General features: G+C 66.5%; 14 protein-coding genes. 7 read left to right on the top strand and 7 right to left on the bottom strand.

Annotation, left to right across the window (positions count from 1 at the left end):
* Positions 1-16: 16 nt before the first annotated feature.
* The 3 genes from ABE85_RS07690 to ABE85_RS07680 form a co-directional block, all read right to left on the bottom strand.
* Positions 17-1,708 (bottom strand): carboxylesterase/lipase family protein, encoded by a 1,692-nt coding sequence (locus ABE85_RS07690; RefSeq protein ID WP_067272188.1) that lies wholly within the window; start codon positions 1,706-1,708, stop codon positions 17-19.
* A 207-nt stretch (positions 1,709-1,915) separates the two neighbouring features.
* On the bottom strand, positions 1,916-2,548 hold the full coding sequence (locus ABE85_RS07685) for a response regulator transcription factor (protein ID WP_067272186.1): 633 nt from the start codon (positions 2,546-2,548) through the stop codon (positions 1,916-1,918).
* A gap of 10 nt (positions 2,549-2,558) precedes the next feature.
* Complete coding sequence (locus tag ABE85_RS07680) at positions 2,559-3,599, bottom strand: PAS domain-containing sensor histidine kinase (RefSeq protein ID WP_197507248.1); 1,041 nt, start codon at positions 3,597-3,599, stop codon at positions 2,559-2,561.
* Positions 3,600-3,778: 179 nt separating this feature from the next.
* On the opposite strand from ABE85_RS07680, the gene ABE85_RS07675 reads away from it, so the two are divergent.
* From ABE85_RS07675 to ABE85_RS07645, 7 genes are all read left to right on the top strand, one after another.
* Positions 3,779-5,095, top strand: coding sequence for a branched-chain amino acid ABC transporter substrate-binding protein (locus tag ABE85_RS07675; RefSeq protein WP_082938422.1), 1,317 nt, complete (start codon positions 3,779-3,781; stop codon positions 5,093-5,095).
* Positions 5,096-5,114: 19 nt separating this feature from the next.
* Entirely contained in the window at positions 5,115-6,062 is a 948-nt protein-coding gene (locus ABE85_RS07670) for a branched-chain amino acid ABC transporter permease (protein ID WP_067272182.1), read from the top strand.
* Between the two features lie 37 nt (positions 6,063-6,099).
* Positions 6,100-7,446: a branched-chain amino acid ABC transporter permease gene (locus tag ABE85_RS07665; protein ID WP_157523012.1), complete on the top strand. Its 1,347-nt coding sequence runs from the start codon at positions 6,100-6,102 to the stop codon at positions 7,444-7,446.
* Positions 7,443-8,213 carry an ABC transporter ATP-binding protein gene (locus tag ABE85_RS07660; RefSeq protein WP_067272179.1) on the top strand — a complete coding sequence of 257 codons (771 nt, stop codon included), beginning with the start codon at positions 7,443-7,445 and terminating at the stop codon, positions 8,211-8,213. Before ABE85_RS07665 ends, ABE85_RS07660 begins: the two co-directional genes overlap by 4 nt.
* Complete coding sequence (locus ABE85_RS07655) at positions 8,213-8,935, top strand: ABC transporter ATP-binding protein (RefSeq protein ID WP_067272176.1); 723 nt, start codon at positions 8,213-8,215, stop codon at positions 8,933-8,935. Before ABE85_RS07660 ends, ABE85_RS07655 begins: the two co-directional genes overlap by 1 nt.
* A gap of 5 nt (positions 8,936-8,940) precedes the next feature.
* Positions 8,941-11,508 carry an SDR family NAD(P)-dependent oxidoreductase gene (locus ABE85_RS28720; RefSeq protein ID WP_067272174.1) on the top strand — a complete coding sequence of 856 codons (2,568 nt, stop codon included), beginning with the start codon at positions 8,941-8,943 and terminating at the stop codon, positions 11,506-11,508.
* Between the two features lie 62 nt (positions 11,509-11,570).
* Positions 11,571-13,319 carry a carboxylesterase/lipase family protein gene (locus tag ABE85_RS07645; RefSeq protein ID WP_067272171.1) on the top strand — a complete coding sequence of 583 codons (1,749 nt, stop codon included), beginning with the start codon at positions 11,571-11,573 and terminating at the stop codon, positions 13,317-13,319.
* A gap of 124 nt (positions 13,320-13,443) precedes the next feature.
* Here ABE85_RS07645 and ABE85_RS07640 read toward each other — a convergent pair whose 3' ends face one another.
* The 4 genes from ABE85_RS07640 to ABE85_RS07625 are packed head-to-tail and all read right to left on the bottom strand — an operon-like array spanning position 13,444 to position 20,854.
* On the bottom strand, positions 13,444-15,105 hold the full coding sequence (locus ABE85_RS07640) for a CHAT domain-containing protein (protein ID WP_067272170.1): 1,662 nt from the start codon (positions 15,103-15,105) through the stop codon (positions 13,444-13,446).
* Positions 15,102-17,576, bottom strand: coding sequence for a GAF domain-containing protein (locus ABE85_RS07635; RefSeq protein WP_082938419.1), 2,475 nt, complete (start codon positions 17,574-17,576; stop codon positions 15,102-15,104). Before ABE85_RS07635 ends, ABE85_RS07640 begins: the two co-directional genes overlap by 4 nt.
* On the bottom strand, positions 17,551-19,551 hold the full coding sequence (locus ABE85_RS07630) for a CHAT domain-containing protein (RefSeq protein ID WP_067272166.1): 2,001 nt from the start codon (positions 19,549-19,551) through the stop codon (positions 17,551-17,553). Before ABE85_RS07630 ends, ABE85_RS07635 begins: the two co-directional genes overlap by 26 nt.
* Positions 19,541-20,854, bottom strand: a complete 1,314-nt coding sequence (locus ABE85_RS07625; RefSeq protein ID WP_157522039.1) for a hypothetical protein — start codon at positions 20,852-20,854, stop codon at positions 19,541-19,543. The genes ABE85_RS07630 and ABE85_RS07625 overlap by 11 nt, the downstream gene beginning before the upstream one ends.
* Positions 20,855-20,861 lie beyond the last annotated feature (7 nt).

Genomic DNA, 20,861 nt, shown 5'->3' with positions numbered 1-20,861 from the left:
CGCCCAGGAAGCTACCTCAAGGCGCGCTGATCTGCTGCTGCGTCGGCGACGCGTCCAGCACCAGCTTGGCGGGGTAGTTCTTCCACGTCACGCCCAGCGCCGGGGTGTTCGGATTGCCGGTCCTGGCGAAGGCCGAGAGGCTCGCGATCATCGTGTCCGACAACGCCTCGCGACCGCCCTTGTTCGCGCTCGAGTACGCGAACGAGAACACGTTGGCCCCGAAGTTCCCGAACAGGAAAGGGATGTCCATCGCGTGCGTGGCGCCGTAGACGGTGTTGAACGGGGCCGGCTCCTCGTCCCAGTCGAAGCGGTAGTACCAGACCTGCGTGGGCTGCTTCGCCGCGAGCGAGGCCAGCTGCGGCGTCACCGGTCCGACGAAGATGGAATTCGTCGCGAAGGCCGACAGCGCGTTCCAGCCGAAGGGCAGGGCGGTGACGGGCAGGTAGGCGGCGTTGATGAGGTCCGCCTCGGCCGGCCTCGTCGTGGCGTTCGGGTCGAGGTTGAACTGCAGGCCGAAGCGGTCGTAGTCGCTCAGCTTGAAGCCGGGGATGCCGCTGCCGGTGACGGTGCCGAAGAGGTTCGCGAACAGCGTGCCCTCGTCGCGCGTGTTGCCGGCCAGCACCGGCACCTTCTGGTACTGCCCGGCATCGAGCGCGGCCACGGCGTTCACCGGCACCACGTGGCCGTCCTCGATGGGCGCGGGCGCGTTGCCGAGTTGCGGATTGGCCAGCATCACCTTCAGCAGCTGGTCGGCAGACAGGCCCCGCAGATAGGTCGCGATCTGCGCGCTGGTCTGCGTGGCCAGCCAGGTCCGGGCCGAGACCGCATCGGCGGCCTTGCCGTCGGCGACGGCGATGACCTCGAGCAAGGCCTGGGAGTACTTCTGCGCGGTGGCGCGCGACGCGTTGACGATGCCGCCGCTCATCGGCACGGCCTTGTGGAAGAGGCCCGCGGTCAGCGGCGACACCAGCAGGTTCCAGACGTTGACGGCGCCGGCCGACTGGCCCATCACCGTCACATTGGCCGGGTCGCCGCCGAAGTTCGCGATGTTGTTCTTGACGAACTTCAGCGCCTGCATCTGGTCCAGCAGCGCGAAGTTGCCGGAGTCGACGAGCTTGTCGCCGGTCTTGAGCTGCGGCAGGTCCAGCCAGCCGAGGATGCCCACGCGGTAGTTGATCGTGACGACGACGGCGTTGGCCTTCTTCGCCAGCGTCTGGCCGTTGTAGACCGGGTCCGCCGAATAGCCGGAGATGTTGCTGCCGCCGTGGATGAAGAAGAGCACCGGGAGGTTGGCATCGGCGGTCGCGGGGCGCCAGACGTTGAGCGTCAGGCAGTCCTCGTCGCCGACCGGCTTGCCGAAACCTTCCCGCACGGCCAGGCCGTAGGGGGCGTCCCCAGGCGCGGGGCTGAAGTAGCGGCCGCCCTGCGCGCAGCCGTGGCCGAAGGCCTGCGTCGATCGCACGCCGGTCCACGCGGCCGGATCCACCGGCGGCATCCAGCGCAGCGCGCCCACCGGCGGCTGCGCGTACGGCACGCCGAGCCACGCGTAGGTGCTGCTGCTCGCGCTGTTGTCGACGCCCGCGACCGTGCCGAAGGTCGTGGCGCGTTGTGTGGGCGGTGGGTCGTCGGATCCGCCGCCGCAGGCGGCGATCGACAGGGTCGAGAGGACGAGGGCCAGCCTCGATGCGCCATGCTGCATCCGGTTCATGCGGTTGTCTCCTGCTGTTGTCTGCTTGTAGTCCGCGTGGGATCACGCGGCGGCCATGCGGTGGTGATGTCCACGCTGGCGCAGATCGATGCTAGGAAACGGCAGTCCCGATGCCCCTAGGACGATTCCGAGTGCGCGTCGGGACTTCCACGCAGACGCGGGGCAACGCGGGTTCCCGAACGGGGGCCCCATCGGCATTCGGCGTGGCTAGTGCACGAGCCCTTGCCGCACCGCGTACAGCACCAGCTCCGCCGTGCTGCCCAGCCCGAGCTTGGCCAGCAGGTTGGTGCGGTGCGTGCTGACGGTCTTCACGCTGACCATCATCTCGTCGGCGATCTCGGTGACCGACATGCCGCGCAGCGTCATCAGCATGATCTGGTGCTCGCGCACCGAGAGCCGCTCGTGGGCCGGGCGCGCATCGACGCCGCGCAGCTGGTCCTGCACCTGGGCGCTGACGCGCGCGCTCAGGTACTGCCTGCCGCCGGCGACGGCGCGGATGGCGCGCACCAACTCGGCGGGCTCGGAGTCCTTGGCCAAGTAGCCGCTGGCGCCGGCCTGCACCGCCACCAGCGCGTACTGCGCCTCGGGATACATCGACAGCATCAGCACCGGCGGGCAGCGGGGCAGGGCCCGCATCGAGGCCAGCACCTCCAGTCCGCTGCGCCCTTCCATGTTGATGTCCAGCAGCACGGCGTCGAAGGCCTGCGCCCGCACCAGCTCCAGGGCCTCGCCGCCGTTCTGCGCCTCGGCCACGACGCGCATGTCGGGCTCGTCCTGCAGCAGCCGCGTCAGGCCGGAGCGGAAGATGGTGTGGTCGTCCACGACGAGCACCTGGATCATGGCGCGGTCCTCACAGCAGCGGCACCTTCAGCACCAGCGTCGTGCCACGTCCCGCGCCGGTGTCGATGGCGAGCTCGCCGCCGACGGCGCGCGCGCGCTCGGTCATGCTGAGCAGGCCCAGCGAACCGCTGGCCAGCGTGGACGGCGGAAATCCCTGGCCGTCGTCGCGGAGCGTCATCACGAAGCAGCCGTCCTGCTCGCCCAGCGTCACGTCCACCTGCCGCGCCTGCGCGTGCCGCGCGACGTTGGTGAGGCCCTCGTTGAAGATGCGATAGACGGCGGTGGCGCGCCTGGCCGTCAGGCGCAGCGGCGCGTCGTCACCCGCCAGCGTGTGCCGCACGCCGGAGCGCGTCGAGAACTGCTGCAGGTCGTGCGCCATCGCCACCGCCAGGCCCGCGTGGTCGAGCGCGCTGGGGCGCAGCGATTCGGAGATCGCCTTGACCGTCTCGATGATGTTCTGCGTCAGCCCGAGCGCATCCTGCGTCAAGGCCTGCTGCTCGGCGGTCTCGGCGCGGCGCCCGATGCGCGTCACGTCCATCTTCAGCGCGGTGAGCATGCCGCCCAGCACGTCGTGCACGTCGCGCGCGATGGTCAGGCGCTGCTCCTCCAGCTTCTCGCTGGTGTACGCGGTCAGCTGCTGCAACTGCTCGCGCGAGCGGCGCAGTTCCTCGTCGCGGCGCAGGCGCTCGCTGATGTCGATGCCGACGCCGCCAACAGCCGGCCGTCCGCGGAAGGTCATGCGGCTGCCGTGGATCTCGATGTCGACGATGTGTCCGTCGCGATGCACGCCGCGCGTGTGGAAACGCATGCTCTGCACCTCGCCGTGCAGGCGCTGGTAGTAGCGATGCAGCACGGTCTCGTACATGTCGGGCGCGACCAGCTCCCTGAGCGTCATCCCCTGCAGTTCCTCAGGCGTGTAGCCGACGATCGCGGCCCAGGTCGCGTTGGCGTAGACGAACTGCTCGTCCTGCATGATGTAGATGCCGGCCAGCGACTGCTCGATGATGGCCTGGAACGGAATGTTCGACGGGTCTTCCTGTGGCGTGTCCATGGTCCGCATTCTGAGAGCATGCGCCTCCCTGCTCCAGACCGGGGATTGCCCTAAGCCTCCCTCGGAATCGTCCGATGGCCGCGACGGCCGCCGCTTCCTACTCTCCTGGCACACGACAACGAAGACGGACACGAGCTCGGCGACGACGCCGCCCGTGCTCCGTCAACCAGGAGACAAGCATGAAAGTCGCAGTGCGGCTGGCGGCAGCCTTTGCCCTGAGCGCCCTCGCGGGCGCGGCGCTGGCCCAGAAGGGCGAGACGGTCCGGATCGCCTTCATCGATCCACTGTCGGGGCCTTTCGCCAACGTGGGACAGAACCAGCTCAAGAGCTGGCAGTTCGTCGCGGAGCGCCTGTCCGCCGACAACCCGGCGGGCGTGAAGTTCGAGGTCACGGCCTTCGACAACAAGGCCTCGCCACAGGAGAGCCTCAGCGTGCTGCGCGCCGCGATCGACCAGGGCTTCCGCTACGTGGTGCAGGGCAACGGCTCTGGCGCGGCGCAGGCCATCATGGAAGGCGTGGCCAAGCACAACGCGCGCAACGCGGGCAAGGAGCTGGTCTACCTGGACTACGCCGCGGTGGACCCGGCGCTGACCAATGACAAGTGCGACTACTGGCACTTCCGCCTGGACGCCGACACCTCGATGAAGATGGAGGCGCTGACCTCCTTCCTGCGCGAGCAGCCCAAGATCAGGAAGGTCTACCTGCTCAACCAGAACTACTCGCACGGCCACCAGGTCGCGAGCTTCTTCAAGGACGCGGTCAAGCGCCGCCGCCCCGACATCGAGATCGCGGGCGAGGACCTGCACCCCATCGGCCAGGTCAAGGACTTCGCGCCCTACGTGGCCAAGATCAAGCGCGCGGGCGCCGATGCCGTCGTCACCGGCAACTGGGGTCAGGACTTGACCCTGCTGGTGCGCGCGATGAGCGACGCCGGCCTGAACATCCCCCTGTACACCTACTACGCGATGGCCGCGGGCACGCCCAAGGCGCTGGCCGCCGGCGGCGCGGCCGAGGTCTACGTGGTCGGCTACGGCCATCCGAACCTCGCGGCCCCCATCGCGCCGCTGACGGCCGAGTTCAAGAAGCGCTTCAACGACGACTACTTCACCTTCGCCACCTGGAGCGGCATCCAGCTGCTGGCACAGGCCATGGCCAAGGCGAAGTCGACCGACCCGGTCAAGGTCGCGCCGGCGATGGAGGGCCTGCGCATCAACAGCTTCGCGGGCGAGGCCACGATGCGCGCCGCCGATCACCAACTGCAGCAGACGATGTTCATCACCCGCTGGCAGAAGGCCAAGCCGGGCGAGTACAGCGTGGAGGACACGGGCTATACCTTCGCACCGGTCAAGCGGATGGAGCCCTACGTCTCCACGACGCCGACGAGCTGCGAGATGAAGCGCCCGGCCTCCGCGTCGGTGGCATCGACGGGATCGACGGCAGCGGCTGGAACGGCGGCAGCGGCCGCAACGCCCGGCTCGACCGGATCGGCACGCTGACCGGGCCGCGGGGACACGCATGGAATTCTTCGCGATCTCGCTGCTGAACGGGCTCAGCTACGGGCTGCTGCTGTTCATGCTCAGCGCCGGCCTGACGCTGATCTTCAGCATGATGGGCGTGCTCAACTTCGCGCACGCCAGCTTCTACATGCTGGGTGCGTACGCCGCCTACGCGGTGTCGTCGCTGGTGGGCTTCTGGGCGGCGCTGTTCGTGGCGCCGCTCCTGGTGGCGGCATTCGGCGCGCTGTTCGAGAAACACGCGCTGCGGCGCGCGCACCGCCTGGGCCACGTGCCGGAGCTGCTCATCACCTTCGGCCTGTCCTTCATCGTGCTGGAGGTGGTGCAGCTGGTGTGGGGCACCAGCTCGGTGGACTACCGCGTGCCGGAGGCGCTGTCGGGATCGCTGTTCACGCTCTACGGCACGACCTTCCCGGTGTACCGCGGCTTCATGATGGGCGTGGCGCTGCTGATGCTGCTGGCCATCTGGCTGCTGCTGACGCGCACGCGCATCGGGCTGGTGATCCAGGCGGCGCTGACGCATCCGGAGGCGGCGCAGGCGCTGGGCCACAACGTGCCGCGCGTGTTCATGCTGGTGTTCGGCGGAGGCGCGGGACTGGCCGGCCTGGCCGGCGTCATCGGCGGCAACGCCTTCGTCACCGAGCCCGGCATGGCGGCCACCGTCGGCTCGCTGATCTTCGTGGTCGTGGTGGTGGGCGGCATGGGCTCGCTGGTGGGCGCCTTCATCGCGTCGCTGCTCATCGGCATCGTGCAGACCTTCGCCGTGGGCATCGACGCCTCGCTGCCGGGCGCGCTGCAGTCGCTGGGCATGCTCGTCACGCCGCAGACGCCGGGCTACGCGGTGCTCAAGCTCAAGGTCAGCCAGGTCGCGCCCATCCTGCCCTACCTGTTCCTGGTGCTGATCCTCGTCTTCCGGCCCAAGGGCCTGCTCGGCAAGCGGGAGGGATGAGATGAGCACGCCATCGACCCACCTTCCGTCCGCCGCCATGCCCGACTCCGCGGCCAACTCCGCGGCGTCTTCAGCGTTGGCGCGCATCGACCCGCGGTCCGACCGTCGTGCCCGGCCAAGCCACCTCGGTGCCGCCGTCATCTGGGGCGGCTTTGCGCTGCTGCTGGTGGTCGCGCCGCTGGTGTTCCGCAGCGGCCTGGGCCAGACCATCCTCAGCCAGATGGGCATCGCGATCATCGTGTGCCTGTCCTACAACATGCTGCTGGGGCAGGGCGGCATGCTCAGCTTCGGCCATGCCGTGTACGCCGGCTTCGGCGCCTTCCTGGGCATGCATGCGCTCAACCTCGTGGCCGACGGGCGCCTCCCCTTGCCGGTGAGCCTGATCCCTGTGGTGGGCGGGCTGGCCGCGATGGCGCTCGCGATGGTGTTCGGCTTCGTCAGCACGAAGAAGGCCGGCACGCCCTTCGCGATGATCACGCTCGGCATCGGCGAACTGGTGTGGGCGTCCGCGTTGATGTTCCCCGAATTCTTCGGCGGGGAGGGCGGCATCTCGGGCGACCGCGTGGCGGCCGCCGCGGCGTCGGGCTACTTCAAGGACCTGGGCGCGAACCTCGGTCTCACCTACGGGCCGCAGATCCAGATGTACGGCCTGATCGCGATCTACACCTTCGTGTGCACGGCGGCCATGTACGCGTTCACGCGCACGCCGCTGGGGCGCATGAGCAACGCGGTGCGCGACAACCCGGAGCGCGTCGCGTTCATCGGCTACGACACGCGCAAGGTGCGCTACCGGGTCTTCGTGATCTCGGCCTTCTTCGCGGGCGTCGCGGGCGGCCTCACCGCGCTGAACACGGAGATCGTCACGGCGGAGGTCGTCGGCGCGTCGCGCTCCGGCGCCTACCTGCTGTTCACCTTCATCGGCGGTACCGGCGTCTTCTTCGGCCCCATCCTCGGCGGCATCCTGATGGTGCTGGCCTTCGCGCTGCTGTCGGAGTTCACGCGGGCGTGGCTGCTGTACCTCGGCATCGCCTTCGTGCTGATGGTGATGTGGGCGCCGGGGGGGCTGGCCAGCCTGGTGATGGCCAACGTGCGCGTCGCCGCCGCGGGCCGGCTCAGGACGCTGATCCCGGACTACCTCGTGCTCGCCGCGACCTTGCTGCTGATGCTGCTCGGCGCCGCGACGCTGATCGAGATGGTCTACCACCTGCAGCTCAACACGGCGCTCGGATCGACGCTGAGCTTCGTCGGCATTCCGCTCGACGCGAAACATCCAGGGTACTGGACCGGCGCGACCGTGGTGCTGCTGACCGGACTCGTCCTCTTCACGCTGGCGCAGCGCCGCTTCGCGCGGCGGTGGGCGGAGATCCAGGAGCTCATCGGATGAACTACGCACTCGAACTGAAGGACCTGCGCAAGAGTTTCGGCCGCACGGAAATCATCCGCGGCTGCAACCTGCAGGTGAAGCCGGGCGAGCGGGTCGCCGTCATCGGCCCCAACGGCGCGGGCAAGTCCACGCTGTTCAACCTGATCAGCGGCCGCTTCGCGCCCAGCAGCGGCGAGGTGCTGCTGCACGGCGAGCGCATCGACGGCCGCGAGCCCTTCGAGATCAACCGGCGCGGGCTGTCGCGCAGCTTCCAGATCACCAACATCTTCCCGACGCTGTCGGTCTTCGAGAACCTGCGCTGCGCCGTGTTGTGGAGCCTGGGCTACCGCTACACCTTCCTGCGTTTCCTCTCGGGACTGGGCGACGCGAACGAGCGCGTCGAGCAGTTGCTCGAACGCCTGCGCCTCGTCGACCGGCGTGACGTGCCGGCGATGGACCTGACCTACGCCGAGCAGCGCGCGCTGGAGGTCGGCGTCACGATCGCCGGCGGCGCCAGCGTGATCCTGCTGGACGAGCCGACCGCCGGCATGAGCCGCGCCGAGACCCGGCACTTCATCGCGCTGGTCAAGGACGTGATGCAGGGCCGCACGCTGCTGACGGTGGAGCACGACATGGGCGTGGTGTTCGGCCTGGCCGACCGCATCGCGGTGGTCGTGTACGGCGAGGTCATCGCCTTCGACACGCCGGAGAACGTGCGCGCCGATCCGCGGGTGCAGGAGGCCTACCTCGGCTCCGCGGTGGCGGACGCGCAGGGAGGAGGACACTGATGACCACGGACATCGCCGTCGACACGGCGCTCGACATCGACGACCTGCACGCGTACTACGGCAAGAGCCACGTGCTGCACGGCGTGCGCTTCAGCGTGGCGCCGGGCGAGATCGTCGCCCTGCTGGGTCGCAACGGCTCGGGCCGTTCCACGACGGCCAAGGCCATCATGGGCATGGTGGACGCGCGCGGCGGACTGTGCTGGCAAGGCCGGTCCCTGGTCGGCCTCGCGCCGCACGAGATCGCGCATCTCGGCATCGCCTACGTGCCGGAGAGCCGCGACATCTTTCCGCGACTCACGGTGCATCAGAACCTGATGCTCGGCCAGAAGAGCGCGACCAGACCCGGCCGCTGGACCTTCGACGACATGTACGGGATGTTCCCGCGCCTGAAGGAGCGCCAGCACGTCGAGGCCGGCGTGCTCTCCGGCGGCGAGCAGCAGATGCTGACGCTGTGCCGCGCGCTGATGGGCGATCCCGCGCTGATCATCATCGACGAGCCCACCGAGGGCCTGGCGCCCAAGATCGTCGAACTGGTCGGGCAGTACCTGCGGACCTTGAAGTCGCGCGGCATCGCGGTACTGCTGATCGAGCAAAAGCTGACCATCGCGCTGGACATCTCCGACCGCGTGCTCGTGATGGGCCACGGCAGCATCGTCTTCGAAGGAACGCCGCAGCGCCTGCTGGGCGACACGGCGGTGCGCAAGGAATGGCTGGAAGTCTGAACCCCATGAACTCAAGAACCCTCATCGCGGCGCGTCCCTGGCTCGCCCACTATCCGCCCGGCGCAGAGGCCGAGATCGATCCCACCGCGCACGAGAACGTGTCCGCGATGCTGGGCACGCTGACCGAGCCTTACGCGCGGCAGGTGGCGATCTCGAGCGGCGACGACCACCTGAGCTTCGCGGAACTCCATGCCCGCGCGGCCGCCTGGGCCGCCTGGCTGGGCGCGGTCGCCGGCGTCATGCCGGGCGATCGCGTCGCGGTGATGCTGGGCAACGTGTCGGCCTTCCCGGTCGTGCTGCTGGGCTGCCTGAAGGCAGGCGCGGTGCAGGTCAGCGTCAATCCGCAATACACGGTGCGGGAGCTGCGGCATCAACTGAAGGACGCCGGTGCGCGGGTGCTGGTCGTGTCCGCGCAGGCGCTGCCGGTGGCGGTGAACGCGCTGGACGCCGCGGCGGTGACGCGCATTGTCGTGGTGGGCAGTACACCGACTACGGTCGGGCGCACGAAGCTGGCGGCCGTGTCGTTCGACGATGCGCTGGCGCTGGGCGCGGTGGCGGGCAACTGGCGGCCCCCGACCCTGGGTCGCGACGACCTGGCGCTGCTGCAATACACGGGCGGCACGACGGGCATCTCCAAGGGCGCGGAGCTGACGCACGGCAACCTCATCGCCAACCTGCTGCAGATGCGCGCGATGCTGGGCGGCGCGATCACGCCGGGCGCCGAGACCATCCTGACGGCATTGCCGCTGTATCACATCTTCGCGCTGACGGTGAACCTGCTGACCTTCGCGAGCCTGGGCGCGCGCAACGTGCTGGTGGCCAATCCGCGCGATGCGGACGCGCTCTCGCGGGGGTTCACGCACGAGGCCGTCACGGTGGTCACCGGCGTCAACACCTTGTTCAGCACCCTGCTGGCGCTGCCGCAGGTGAGCGACGAACACCTGCGGCGGGTGAAGCTGGCCATCGGCGGCGGCGCCGCGGTGCAACGCGCGACGTCCGAGCGCTGGTACGCGCGCAGCGGCCGGCACATCCTGGAGGGCTACGGCCTGAGCGAGACCGCGCCGGTGCTGACGGTCAACTCCTTCGCGCAGCTGCGGTTCAGCGGCACGGTGGGGCTGCCGGTGCCGTCCACGGACCTGCGCATCGCCGATGCCGCGGGGCGACCGCTGCCCTTTGGCGAACAGGGCGAGATCTGCGTGAAGGGTCCGCAGGTGATGCGCGGCTACTGGCGCCAGCCGCAGGCCAACGAAGGGGCGTTCACACAGGACGGCTACTTCCGCACCGGCGACATCGGCATCCTGGACGAGCAAGGCCTGCTGCGCATCTGCGACCGGCAGAAGGACATGGTGCTGGTGTCGGGCTTCAACGTGTACCCCAATGAGGTCGAGGGCGTGATCGCCGCGATGCCCGGCGTGGCCGGCTGCGCGGTGACGGGCGTGCCCGACGAGAAGACCGGCGAGGCGGTGCGGGCCTTCGTCGTGCGGCGTGATCCGGCGCTGAGCGAGGACGAGGTGCTCACGTTCTGCCGCGGGCAGCTGGCGGCCTACAAAGTACCGCGGCGGGTGGTGTTCATGGCGAGCCTGCCCACCTCGTCGGTGGGCAAGGTGCTGCGGCGCGAGTTGCGCGAGCCGCCGCCATCGGCAGATCCCTCGCCGCGTCGCCAGGCGGGATCGGCGGCGCTGCAGGGCCGCGTGGCCATCGTCACCGGCGCGGGCGCGGGCCTGGGCCGGGCGCACGCGAAGTACCTCGCGGGGCAGGGCGCGCGCGTGGTGCTGGTGGACCTGGGCGAGAGCGCCGCGGCGGTCGCCGAGGAGATCGTCCGCGCCGGCGGCGAGGCCGTGGCGCACCAGGCCTCGGTGACGGACGAGGCGCAGATCCAGGCGGTCGTCGAGGACACGCGGCGGCGCTGGGGCAGGGTGGACATCCTCGTCAACAACGCCGGCTTCCTGCGCGACAAGAGCTTCGCGAAGATGAGCCTCGACGAGTTCCGCCTGGTGCTGGACGTGCACCTCATGGGATCGGTGATCTGCAGCAAGGCCGTCTGGGAAATGATGCGTCGGCAGAACTACGGCCGCATCGTGATGATGAGCTCCTCCTCGGGCTTGTACGGCAACTTCGGCCAGGCGAATTACGGCGCGGCCAAGATGGCGGTGGTCGGGCTGATGCAGACGCTGGCGCTGGAAGGCGCCAAGTACGACATCCGCGTCAACTGCCTGGCGCCGACGGCGGCCACCGGCATGACCGACAGCCTGCTGACGCCCGAGGCCAAGCGCGCGCTCGTGCCCGAGGCGGTGAGCCCCGCGCTGCTGGCGCTGGTCGGCGAGGACGCGCCGACGCGCGCCATCCTGTGCGCCGGCGCCGGCCATTACGCGCGTGCCTACGTGTCGCTGACGGCAGGGCGCCACATCGGCGTCGGACCCGACGCGGGCGAGCGGGTGCTGTCGCACTGGGACGCCATCAGCGAGCGCGCGGGTGATTGCATTCCCGCCGCCGGCAGCGTCCAGGTCGACCAGCAGCTCGCCGCCGCGTCGAGTGCAGGGCCGCAGCGCATCGACGGCGTTCCCCCCGCGTAGGGTCGCGGCCGTCGGCCGCTGCTCGCGCGCTTGGTTCCAACGACGACAACCAGGAGACAACGATGCTTCGTTCCCGATGGAAGGCTCAGATGGTGGTGGCGCTCAGCGCGGTGCTGCTTGCCGCGTGCGGTGGTGGCGGTTCCGACAGTGGTCCTGCGGACGCGGCGCGCATCGCGAGCACGTCCTCGCAGACGGCGAGCGAGGGCGCAGACGCGATTGCGGATTCAGATGCGGATCGGCGGGACGCGCGCTTGCGGCGCGTGACAGCACAAGGGACGGTGCTCGGCTCGACGGAAGCACGGACCGGGACATTCCGGTGGCTCGGGCTGCCGTATGCGAAGGCCCCGACGGGCGCGTTGCGATGGATGCCGCCGGTCGATCCGGACGCGTGGCGCGGCACGCGCGACGCGAGCGCCTTCGGCCCCTCGTGCGCGCAGACGGGGCGCTTCTTCAGCCCGGCACCGGACAACGCGCCGTTCGGCCTCGCGGTGCGCGACGGCTTCGGCAAGCTCGTGGGTTCCGAGGACTGCCTGACGCTCAACATCTGGCGCCCGGTCGGCGAGACCGGCGCGCTGCCGGTGATCGTCTTCATCCACGGCGGCAGCAACATCAGCGGCTACTCGTCCGACCCGATCTACCTGGGCGGCGCGCTCGCGGCCAAGGCCAAGGCGGTGGTCGTGACGATCAACTACCGGCTCGGCATGTTCGGCTGGCTGGACATGGCGCAGCTCAAGACCGGCGAGGCGAGGGCGGACTCGGGCAACTTCGCGACGCTGGACCACATCCAGGCGCTGAAGTACATCCGCGCCAACGCCGCGGCTTTCGGCGGCGATCCGGGCAGCGTCACGTTGATGGGGGAATCGGCGGGCTCGGTGAACATCTGGGCGCTGCTCGTGTCGCCGCTGGCGAAGGGGCTGTTCCACAAGGCTGTGGCCATGAGCGGCGGCGTGCAGACCGCCGATGGACTGACGCCGAAGTTGTACGCGAGCGCCCTGCTGCGTGCGCTGGTGATCGCCGATGGCAAGGCCTTCAACGACTTCACGGCGGAGCTCTATCTGCTGAGCCAGACGCGGCAACAGGTGGCGGCGTTCCTGCGGTCCCGGACGACGCAGCAGCTGATCCAGGCGGAACAGGCGGCGGGCCTGTCCGGCAAGTCGCCGGCGGTCTTCACCGACGGCACGGTGCTGCCGCAGAACCCGATCGGCGCGATCCTGCTGGGCCAGTACAACCGTGTGCCTATGCTGGCTGGGAACACGCGGGACGAAGGCAAGCTCTTCGGGCCGTTCAAGCCGAACGAGTACGACCGGTTCACGATGCAGTACGGCTTCGATCCGGATGCGCCGCCGACCTTGAGCGAAGGTGATCTGCTCAGCCCGCTGTTCCTGCCGGTCGACAAGCCGATCACGGGCTGGAACACGATCTCGTCGCTGGCGACCGTGGCGGTGTTCGGCAAAGGGATCATCGAGTCGATGAGCGCCTTGTCCTTCCAGCAGCCGGCGCAGACCTGGTACTACCGGTTCGACTGGGACCAGGAGCCGGCGCCGTTCAACACGGTCTACGGCGCGGCGCATGCGATGGACCTGCCGTTCGCGTTCGGGAACTTCGGTCGGAGCGCGCTGTCGTTCGCGTTCAGCAAGGCGAATGAGCCGGGGCGGCTCGCGCTGTCGGACGCGATGATGAAGTCGATCGGGGCGTTCGCAGCGACGGGGGATCCGAACAACGCCAGCCTGGGGACGGCTTGGCCGAACTGGCCGGCAAGGATGGTGTTTGATGCGTCGGAGGTGGGGGGAAGCACTAAGGTCGAGCGATAGGAGGTCTCGCCAGGGCGACGCGTGTGGGCTCGGATCGACACGAGGGAACTCGGCGGCAGAGATACGCCTGTTCTTGCGGTCAGTAGAAGATGCCTTGCCCGATGGTGACCTCCCGCTATTCCCCTCAGCCCTGAATGACAAACTGAGACGACGCCCACGCCCAGTTCTCGCGGTGATCGGCATACATGTCCATCCAGCTTTTCTGCAATGCCTCCTCGATAGAGCAGGAGTCCAACAATCGGCGGTAGAAATGGCCCGAGTGCTCCCAGGCCACATTCTCTGTTACTGGCCAGGGATAGCCAGAGAGCGCCGGCACGTTGCGAGCGCAAAGCTGGACCACGAAATCCCGGTGCGAGCTGGAGCAACCGCTGAGGAAGACGAAGCGCACGCCCTTCAGCCAAGCAGCGATTTTGTTCATGCCCACGGGTTGCGGCGTGGGCATGACATCCGTTCTTGGCGCCTTCCTCGGAACGAAAACATAGCCAGTGCCGTCTTCCTCCGTGCCTTCGTAATGGGAATGGCCCGTGAAATGCACGATGTCCCAAGGACCGGACTTTGTTAGTAAGTCTTCCAGGACGTCTTCGAAATTTCCAGCCTTTTCCGAAACGGCGGCTCGGCCCCCCTGAGGGTTGTTGCCATCTGTGGTTGATGTCACCACCTTTCCGCCCTCTAGGGATATGGCGACGACACGTCTGACTCGATGCGGGATGAACCTCTCTATCGATTTAATGATGTCCTCGATCTCATGATCGGCATGGACCAAGGGATCCAACTTGCGATGCAGACGTTCCGTGCTTCCCGCAATCGGGTTTGACATGTCCACTTCTCCGCCGCACTTCGCGTTGATGAGCAGGCAGTTCAGCGGCTCATGCGGTACGTTCATTTCCGCAAACAGCTTCCTCCCGCTGGAGCTGAACTCCGGCAGCCGCCGCCACAGTGGCGAAGACTCCATCCAATACTGACTGCTGCCACGCCCCGGGAATTGCAACGCCTCAAAGGGGAGCCGATAGAAGGTCTTGTCCACGGAGAAGCACAGGCCGACTCGGATGCCAGGGGTGGCCATGGTGACGCCCTTCATAGTGGTGAACTCTTCCAATACCTCGGCATGCTCACGGAAAAGCGCACGCGTCAATTCCTCGCCGACGCTGCGATAGGCATCGATCCATTCCCTGAGTTCGGGCGTTCGGCCATCATGGCTTCGGGGCATACGCGCCAGCAGTGCTTGCAGTCGCGCCGGATCCACGCTGAAGCGGACGTTGCTGCTCAGATCGACGGCCGTCTTTTCTGATCGCACCTGGTATCCGCACTTGCCGTTGGCACCCACCTGGACATCGATGTAGTAGCACGGTGGGCGTTGGGTTAGCGGCGCCGCTTTACCGTCCACTTCGTTGAGGAGGCACCGCAGAGCGTACTGATAGTCTCGCTGCAGGTCTCCACCCAAGTGAATCAGCGAGCAGACCGGCATCGTCAGCGCTGAATTCCGCAGTGCGTTGTCTGCGGCCGCTGCCACGATCAGTACCGGCACGGGCTTGCCACCGGTCCAGCGTGCACGCATCTCCATGGCCAAGGTCAAGCCTGTATTGAGACCGTCGTGAGGGCCACCACCCGGCAGATCGCTCTCAACCACGAGCAAGTCTGGCGGATCGCCCGACGCCAGCGCGACCCGGGCGCTGTGAAGGTCGTGGCAGATGCGCGCCGGATGGAAGTTTGCCGGCACCATGCCAAGCGCCCAGGCGTCGAGCTCTTCCGTCATGTAGTCATTGCGATGAACGATGAGCAGGCTCATGGCAACCCCCCGGAAAGCGACCGTGGAAATGAGAAGGAGAAGGTCGCGCGATCGCCATCGCGCCGTTCCTGGAATTGGCCGCCATTGCGGGAGACGATCTCCGCCAAGGTCTGGCTCCCCAGAGCAAGTTCGGCCACAGCCTGACCACCGCGGCAATTAGCCTCAAAGTCCGATGTCTGCAACGCATCCGCAGTGCCGCCAATGTCCAGATGGACCTGATCGCCGTCCTGCCAAGTACGCAACTCAATACGACGTGCGTTAGCCGCCAGTCTCAACAGGTAAGCCACCACGGTCAGCACGCAATATCGAAGTTCAAAAGCGTCCGCACGCACCCAGCCCTGCGGCGCCGCACTGACTTGGTCAACCGCCTGGCGTTCCCGCTCGGGCAGGTCGTCCAGCGACTGAGTGATGACATCGTCCAGCGGGAGAAGCGTGGGAAAGTGCGGTCCCGTTCGCCCGCCTCGTTCGATCAACAGCATGCGGTCCAGCGTGAGTTCGGCCTTTTGGAGCTGTTGGATAACCTTTTCCGGGAGATCTACGCTCAACGGTACAGACTGCTGGGCGAAACGACGCAACCAGGCGATGGCAAGCGACATTGGTGTCTTGACCTGCCCGCTGATCTCGCGGAAGAGGTCGCGTGCCAGCTCTAATTCGTCAGCGCGCACGAAACTCGAAAGGTCGCTGGCGATGAACACGCGCCCGGGGCTGTCTTCCGGCAGCATAGCCACGGACAGCAGCACCTGGACGGTCTCTGGGTTGCCATCGGTGCCGGGGCGTTGCATGAGCGCGCCATGATTGACGAAGGTGTCGCCTTCCAACACGACGGCGGCCCGCTTCGGGTCGTGGAAGTAGATACCAATAGGGCTACCTATCAACTCGGCCTTGCGCTTGCGCAGCAGTTCCGCTGCCGCCTCGTTAGCATCCACAATGACGTTGCCCGGATTCACCAGCAGGATGGCGTCCTTGGCATTGTCGACCACTGCCTTTCGGTAGTTGTAGTCCTGCGTGCGGCGGAGCAGGGCCTCCAGCGAGGTGGCGACCTTCTCCAGGCTGCTCTGGTCCTCCGGACAGAAGGCCTGCATCTTCTCGTCTTCCACATTGAGCAGCCAATGCGCATCCTTGCCGATCGGCACGCATAGCTCTGAGCGGGTGACCGTCTTGCGATGCGCGACAAAGAGACTCTTGTACTTCGGATCTGACGCTACATCGCTGATGAGCGCGGCTGTGCGGTCACGATAGACGCTGCCGATAACGCCACACGCGATGTCGAGTTCGAACAGCTCTGACATGAGCGCTGGCGTCCTGGCCGTCTGGGCGATCATGTGGATCTTTCCTTGGGACTCCTCGACCCGGTGGATGGAGACATAGTCCCAGCCGTAGTGCTCGGCGATACGCTTCACCACCGTCTGGGCCACGTTCTGCACGGAGTCGTAGGCGCCCGCGATGTCGTGGATCAACTGGATCAGGAAATTCAGATCGCTTTCCGTCTCGTTGCGCTGCGCGACGCTAACCGCTTCGGTCAGCGGCAGGCGCTCCGCGATGAGGACCTCCTGTTCAGTGAAGGGAACGTGCCCTTTACGGCAAAGCACGACGCTCGCCACCTGTCCCTTATCCTGGAACACCGGCAGGCTGAGTGTTCCTGTGTAGCCTTGCTGCAGGAACTGCTGGATGGCCTCGTCCGGCGGAAGCCCTTTGAGACGCTGGTCCGCATACCACGCCGGTAGGTCATTGATCACCAGCGGAGTACGACTCTCCAGCAGATGGCGCATCGCATGGGGAATGTGCCACCAGCGGTAGCTCCGCTCCTCGGTAATGCAGTCCGGATAGATAGTGCGCAGGTGAGTGCGTGACTTGTTGAGTCTCAGTACCTGGAGAAGGTCGAACGGAACCAAAGGCCGCAGGACGTCCGAGACAGCATCGATCAGTTCCTTCGTCCTGGAAATGCTCTCCACGTGAGTGACGATCTGCTGGGTAGCTTTATCCAGGGTGAGGTCGCGCACGAACGCTAACGTGCCCTGCACTTCGCCGTCATCCGTCGTCTCTGGGAAGGCAGTGATCGAGATGGGCACACGGGAGTGATCACTCCGCTTTCTGAGATGGACTTCGTATTGATCGCCCTCGCGCAGTTCGATGCGGCGGCGCAGGCCGTCAAGCACGGCATCCAGGTCTTTGCCTTCGAAGAGGTCCAGCACTGTGATGCCATCCCAGTCCTCGATTCCTGCGATGGTCAACATGGTGGGATTTGCATAGGTCAAGCGCCCCAGCCGATCCACCCGAGCAATACCCAGCGGCACTTGGGCCAAGGCGGCCAGTGGCAGGTCCATGCGCAGGCGGGGGGCCTGCGGCGGTGACAGGTCGGCCAGCAGGTCGCCGCGCAGGCTAGGCCGTGCAGAGGCGTAACCTAGTTGAAGCGGGCTCATGTCAAACGATCCGCCGAGCTTGAATTCAGGATCCGGCATCGGTAGCTTCATGAAGAACCTCCAATTTGGCCAAAGGATCGGCGTAGACCGTGTAGGCCAACCAGCTCAGAGGGTCGCAAGGTTGATCGCCGGTGCGCTGGTTGCGCGCCTGGCGTCTGGCCTGCAGGACTGCCGCGCCGATCGGCAGCCCTTGCTGGAGTTCTTTGTACAAGGCTGTGGCGAAGGCATGTGCCGCCTCGTCATACACCGACCAATAGGTGCCGATGAACACCGCCGCACCATGGCGTTCGCGGTTGGGGCGGATGAACCGGTGAGCCCAACCGCCGACGCCGGTGAGACCGCTGCCGCCGAGCGCGCTCTGGCACGCATTGAAGAAGATAAAAGGCCGCGGAATCAGCGCGTTCTCCACCGTGCCGGCGAACAGGCTTGCGGTCATGGTCTCGTTGCCTTCCAGCCGGAGGGTCGCGCGGTCGCCCTGCTGCTGCGCCCCGGCGTTGGCGTGCCCGCAGAAGTGCCACGCGTCAAAGGTGCCGGCCTCCAGCGCACGCGTCAATGGCAGGTATCGCGGGGTGACCTCGGTCACCGTCCGGCCGTTGACCGCTAGCGCCAGGTAAAAGTCGCGCTCCCGCCGGGAGGTGGCAAGGCGGCTGTCTCCGGGCACTACAAGCGCACAGCGGGAGAGACGAAAGGTGGAGGGGGCCGGACCGCCGTGAAGCCAGCGTGTCATGGCAAAGGCCTCGGCCAGGAAAGGCCCTTCTACGATATGACCGCTGGCATCTTTCTTGACTAGGCGGCAGGCTTCCCAGGGAATCCAGCCGTCGTCCGAGCAGATCTGGAGCGTGAGTGTTCCTGCACCCTGATGCTTCCAGAGCAGCGACTGCAACGACTCGGGAATCAGTTGGTTGAAGAGGTCCGCGCCCCATACCTCCAATTTGCGCAAGGCGTCCTGCGCCGCCGCCGGCGTGCCGATGGAAAGTCCTTCGATGGCGCCAACGAAATCGCGCATGCGCATGGGAAGGTCGTTGAGGGTCGATGGCGGGTAGTCCTCGGCCATGCCGTCGGCGCCGCGCAATTGGAAGCGCAGCCCCCTCGGGGACTCCATCACGAGCAGACGCAGATCGGGTTGTGGGCCGGCTGATGACGAGGGCAGTGAGATGATTTCCCGAATCTGGAGTTGCTGCGGTGCTTCGTGGGGCAGCACCACGTTGACTCCAACAAGGATTCGGGCCACGGAGACGCCGTCGCGGAAGGCAAACACCCTGATCCTGGCCGGGCCAACGTTTATGGCCTTGAACTCAAAACGCACGGCTCGGAAAGTCTCCGTAGCCGGCACGACGAGCATTTCGGAATTGCCGTTCACTGGCTGTAGCTGGGGATCGCCTTGGACGCTGATCTCCAGAGGCTGATCCGGGCGCAAGTCGATATCGCCGAGGAAGGACTCGGCGCACTCGACGCGGTCAAGCGTGACCACTAGGGTGGTCGTATCGCCGACGCGGACCTCCACAGGAATGGCTGCATCCAGGCGGTAAGGGGCCGCGGCGGATTCATCGTCCGATGATGCCATTCTCCCTACTGCATCCGCCTTGTAGAGATCTGGCTGCGGTAGCCAGCCGCCCCTCGTGCTCGGACGGCGTGGGACGCTCACCCCGACGGGAACTCTGTCTTCGTCCACGACGACTGCGCCAACGTCTCCGGCGGCCTCGTAGCTCTGGAGATCGTGCACGGGTGCCAGGGGAGGCGGAGCGAAGCCTAGGCGCATCGCCAGTGGACGGTCCCTATGTCGCCTGTCAGCGTCGAGGAACGCGCGAAGGTGCTGCCGGCGCAGAACGGTCTGCTGATAGTCGCCTTGCTTCCACCAACGCAGCAAGAACCAAGCGGCCGAAGGATGGGCGTCCATCAGCGCCAGCGCGTCTGCGTGGGTCAACCCGTCGTTCTCGGCCAGCTCAACGACAAAGAAGTTGCGTTCCAAGGTCAGTAGAGACTCTGACCGCGAGGACGTCATCAGCCTCGTCAGATCAGGCAACATGACGCATGCCCTCCACGTAACGCGGATCCAGAAGCGCCGCGTCGGGGGATCTGGACTGCCTATCGACATTTCTTCGAAAGGCAGCCATCAGGTCTGGAAGCGCGTTGAATAGCTGCGACAGGTGTTCCCGCTTGAGACCGGAGAGCCAGGAAATGCGGCCATACCAGGCAACGCTTCCCCAGAGACGCTCCAAATCTTCATCAGCCATGCGAGCAGAAAACTTTTCGATCAGAGTTGGTTCTTGCGGGGCCGGCCAGGGCACGCGGGAGGTAGCGCGGTAGCGGCCGTCCGGCAACTGATGATGGCGCCATGCCAGCAGCAGCTCCTCCACGGAATCAGCCACTGCTTCAACGGCTTGTTGTACGGCAGGATCTCGCTCTGATCGGTTGAGAAAGAGTTGCCCGTCGCAGAAGGTTTCCCACCGCACGTCTGTGGCATTCACGACCGGCAGGCCCAGACCATGGCGATGGGGAACGCCCTGGTCGGAAGAATGTGGTTCGGCTTCGCCGTGCAGAGACAGAAGATCTGCATGCCCATCCTGATCGTGCAACACCTTAGACAGAGCACCTGCCACGCGCGCGTCCAGTCCTAGGCCGTCGGCCCACTCGCAGATCTCGAGGCGTGGCACGCGGATGTGGCCAGCTGCAAAACCGTCGGTCAGGAAGTGGTCGGCAAAGGCATTGGTGTAGAGCGCCTGACGCAGGCGCACGTCGTCCGGCCCTTTGGCCTGAAGAGCCAGTTCCAATGCCGCTCGATGATGGCGCACGTAGGCCAACTGGTTGTGCCACCCAAAATGGTCGACGTTGCGAAGGGCCAACTCGACATAAGACTTGGCATTCCAGGCCAGACGGATGTTGGCGTCCGGGTACGGTGCGGCCTCTGGATCGGTGCGTGCCAGCCGCTGGTCGATCCAGCGGAGCTCTTTGGCAAAGAGACTTCGAATGTCCGACAGGTCATTGCTTTCCCACAACCAGGGTAGGGGGGAAGGCCTTTCCTCAAAGAGAGCCTCGGGAGATTCATAGAAGTCCCCGGACAGCGCCACCAGCTCTCCATACTGCATCGATTCGCGATCGTCCTTACGGCGAATGGCCTTGAACAGGTCGGGATCGATCCCTATGTTTTGGCGCGCCAGGCGGCTAACCGCAACTTCTGCACCGCAGCCGCCCAACCAGGCATGTTCTCCGCCGTTGAAGCGCTTCTTGGCCAAGCAGCTGCCTGCAGCCTGCGCATGGGCGGCGAGAAAGATGGAGAACGGATCGGCGACCGGAATCTCACCGCTCAGATCGGACGGCGTGGCAGACATGATCACC

Source organism: Mitsuaria sp. 7 (assembly GCF_001653795.1).
In the GTDB taxonomy this organism is placed as follows: domain Bacteria; phylum Pseudomonadota; class Gammaproteobacteria; order Burkholderiales; family Burkholderiaceae_C; genus Roseateles.
Note: the sequence above shows the minus strand (reverse complement) of the source record. Positions and strands in the feature narration are given on the sequence as shown.

What these genes read in the sequence shown, in the direction of transcription:
- ABE85_RS07660 (WP_067272179.1), top strand. Translation starts at nt 7,443, where the DNA reads ATGAACTACGCACTCGAACTGAAGGACCTGCGCAAGAGTTTCGGCCGC.
- ABE85_RS28720 (WP_067272174.1), top strand. Translation starts at nt 8,941, where the DNA reads ATGAACTCAAGAACCCTCATCGCGGCGCGTCCCTGGCTCGCCCACTAT.
- ABE85_RS07670 (WP_067272182.1), top strand. Translation starts at nt 5,115, where the DNA reads ATGGAATTCTTCGCGATCTCGCTGCTGAACGGGCTCAGCTACGGGCTG.
- ABE85_RS07690 (WP_067272188.1), bottom strand. Translation starts at nt 1,708, where the DNA reads ATGAACCGGATGCAGCATGGCGCATCGAGGCTGGCCCTCGTCCTCTCG.
- ABE85_RS07685 (WP_067272186.1), bottom strand. Translation starts at nt 2,548, where the DNA reads ATGATCCAGGTGCTCGTCGTGGACGACCACACCATCTTCCGCTCCGGC.
- ABE85_RS07680 (WP_197507248.1), bottom strand. Translation starts at nt 3,599, where the DNA reads ATGGACACGCCACAGGAAGACCCGTCGAACATTCCGTTCCAGGCCATC.
- ABE85_RS07675 (WP_082938422.1), top strand. Translation starts at nt 3,779, where the DNA reads ATGAAAGTCGCAGTGCGGCTGGCGGCAGCCTTTGCCCTGAGCGCCCTC.
- ABE85_RS07640 (WP_067272170.1), bottom strand. Translation starts at nt 15,105, where the DNA reads ATGAGCCTGCTCATCGTTCATCGCAATGACTACATGACGGAAGAGCTC.
- ABE85_RS07635 (WP_082938419.1), bottom strand. Translation starts at nt 17,576, where the DNA reads ATGAAGCTACCGATGCCGGATCCTGAATTCAAGCTCGGCGGATCGTTT.
- ABE85_RS07625 (WP_157522039.1), bottom strand. Translation starts at nt 20,854, where the DNA reads ATGTCTGCCACGCCGTCCGATCTGAGCGGTGAGATTCCGGTCGCCGAT.
- ABE85_RS07665 (WP_157523012.1), top strand. Translation starts at nt 6,100, where the DNA reads ATGCCCGACTCCGCGGCCAACTCCGCGGCGTCTTCAGCGTTGGCGCGC.
- ABE85_RS07645 (WP_067272171.1), top strand. Translation starts at nt 11,571, where the DNA reads ATGCTTCGTTCCCGATGGAAGGCTCAGATGGTGGTGGCGCTCAGCGCG.
- ABE85_RS07655 (WP_067272176.1), top strand. Translation starts at nt 8,213, where the DNA reads ATGACCACGGACATCGCCGTCGACACGGCGCTCGACATCGACGACCTG.
- ABE85_RS07630 (WP_067272166.1), bottom strand. Translation starts at nt 19,551, where the DNA reads ATGTTGCCTGATCTGACGAGGCTGATGACGTCCTCGCGGTCAGAGTCT.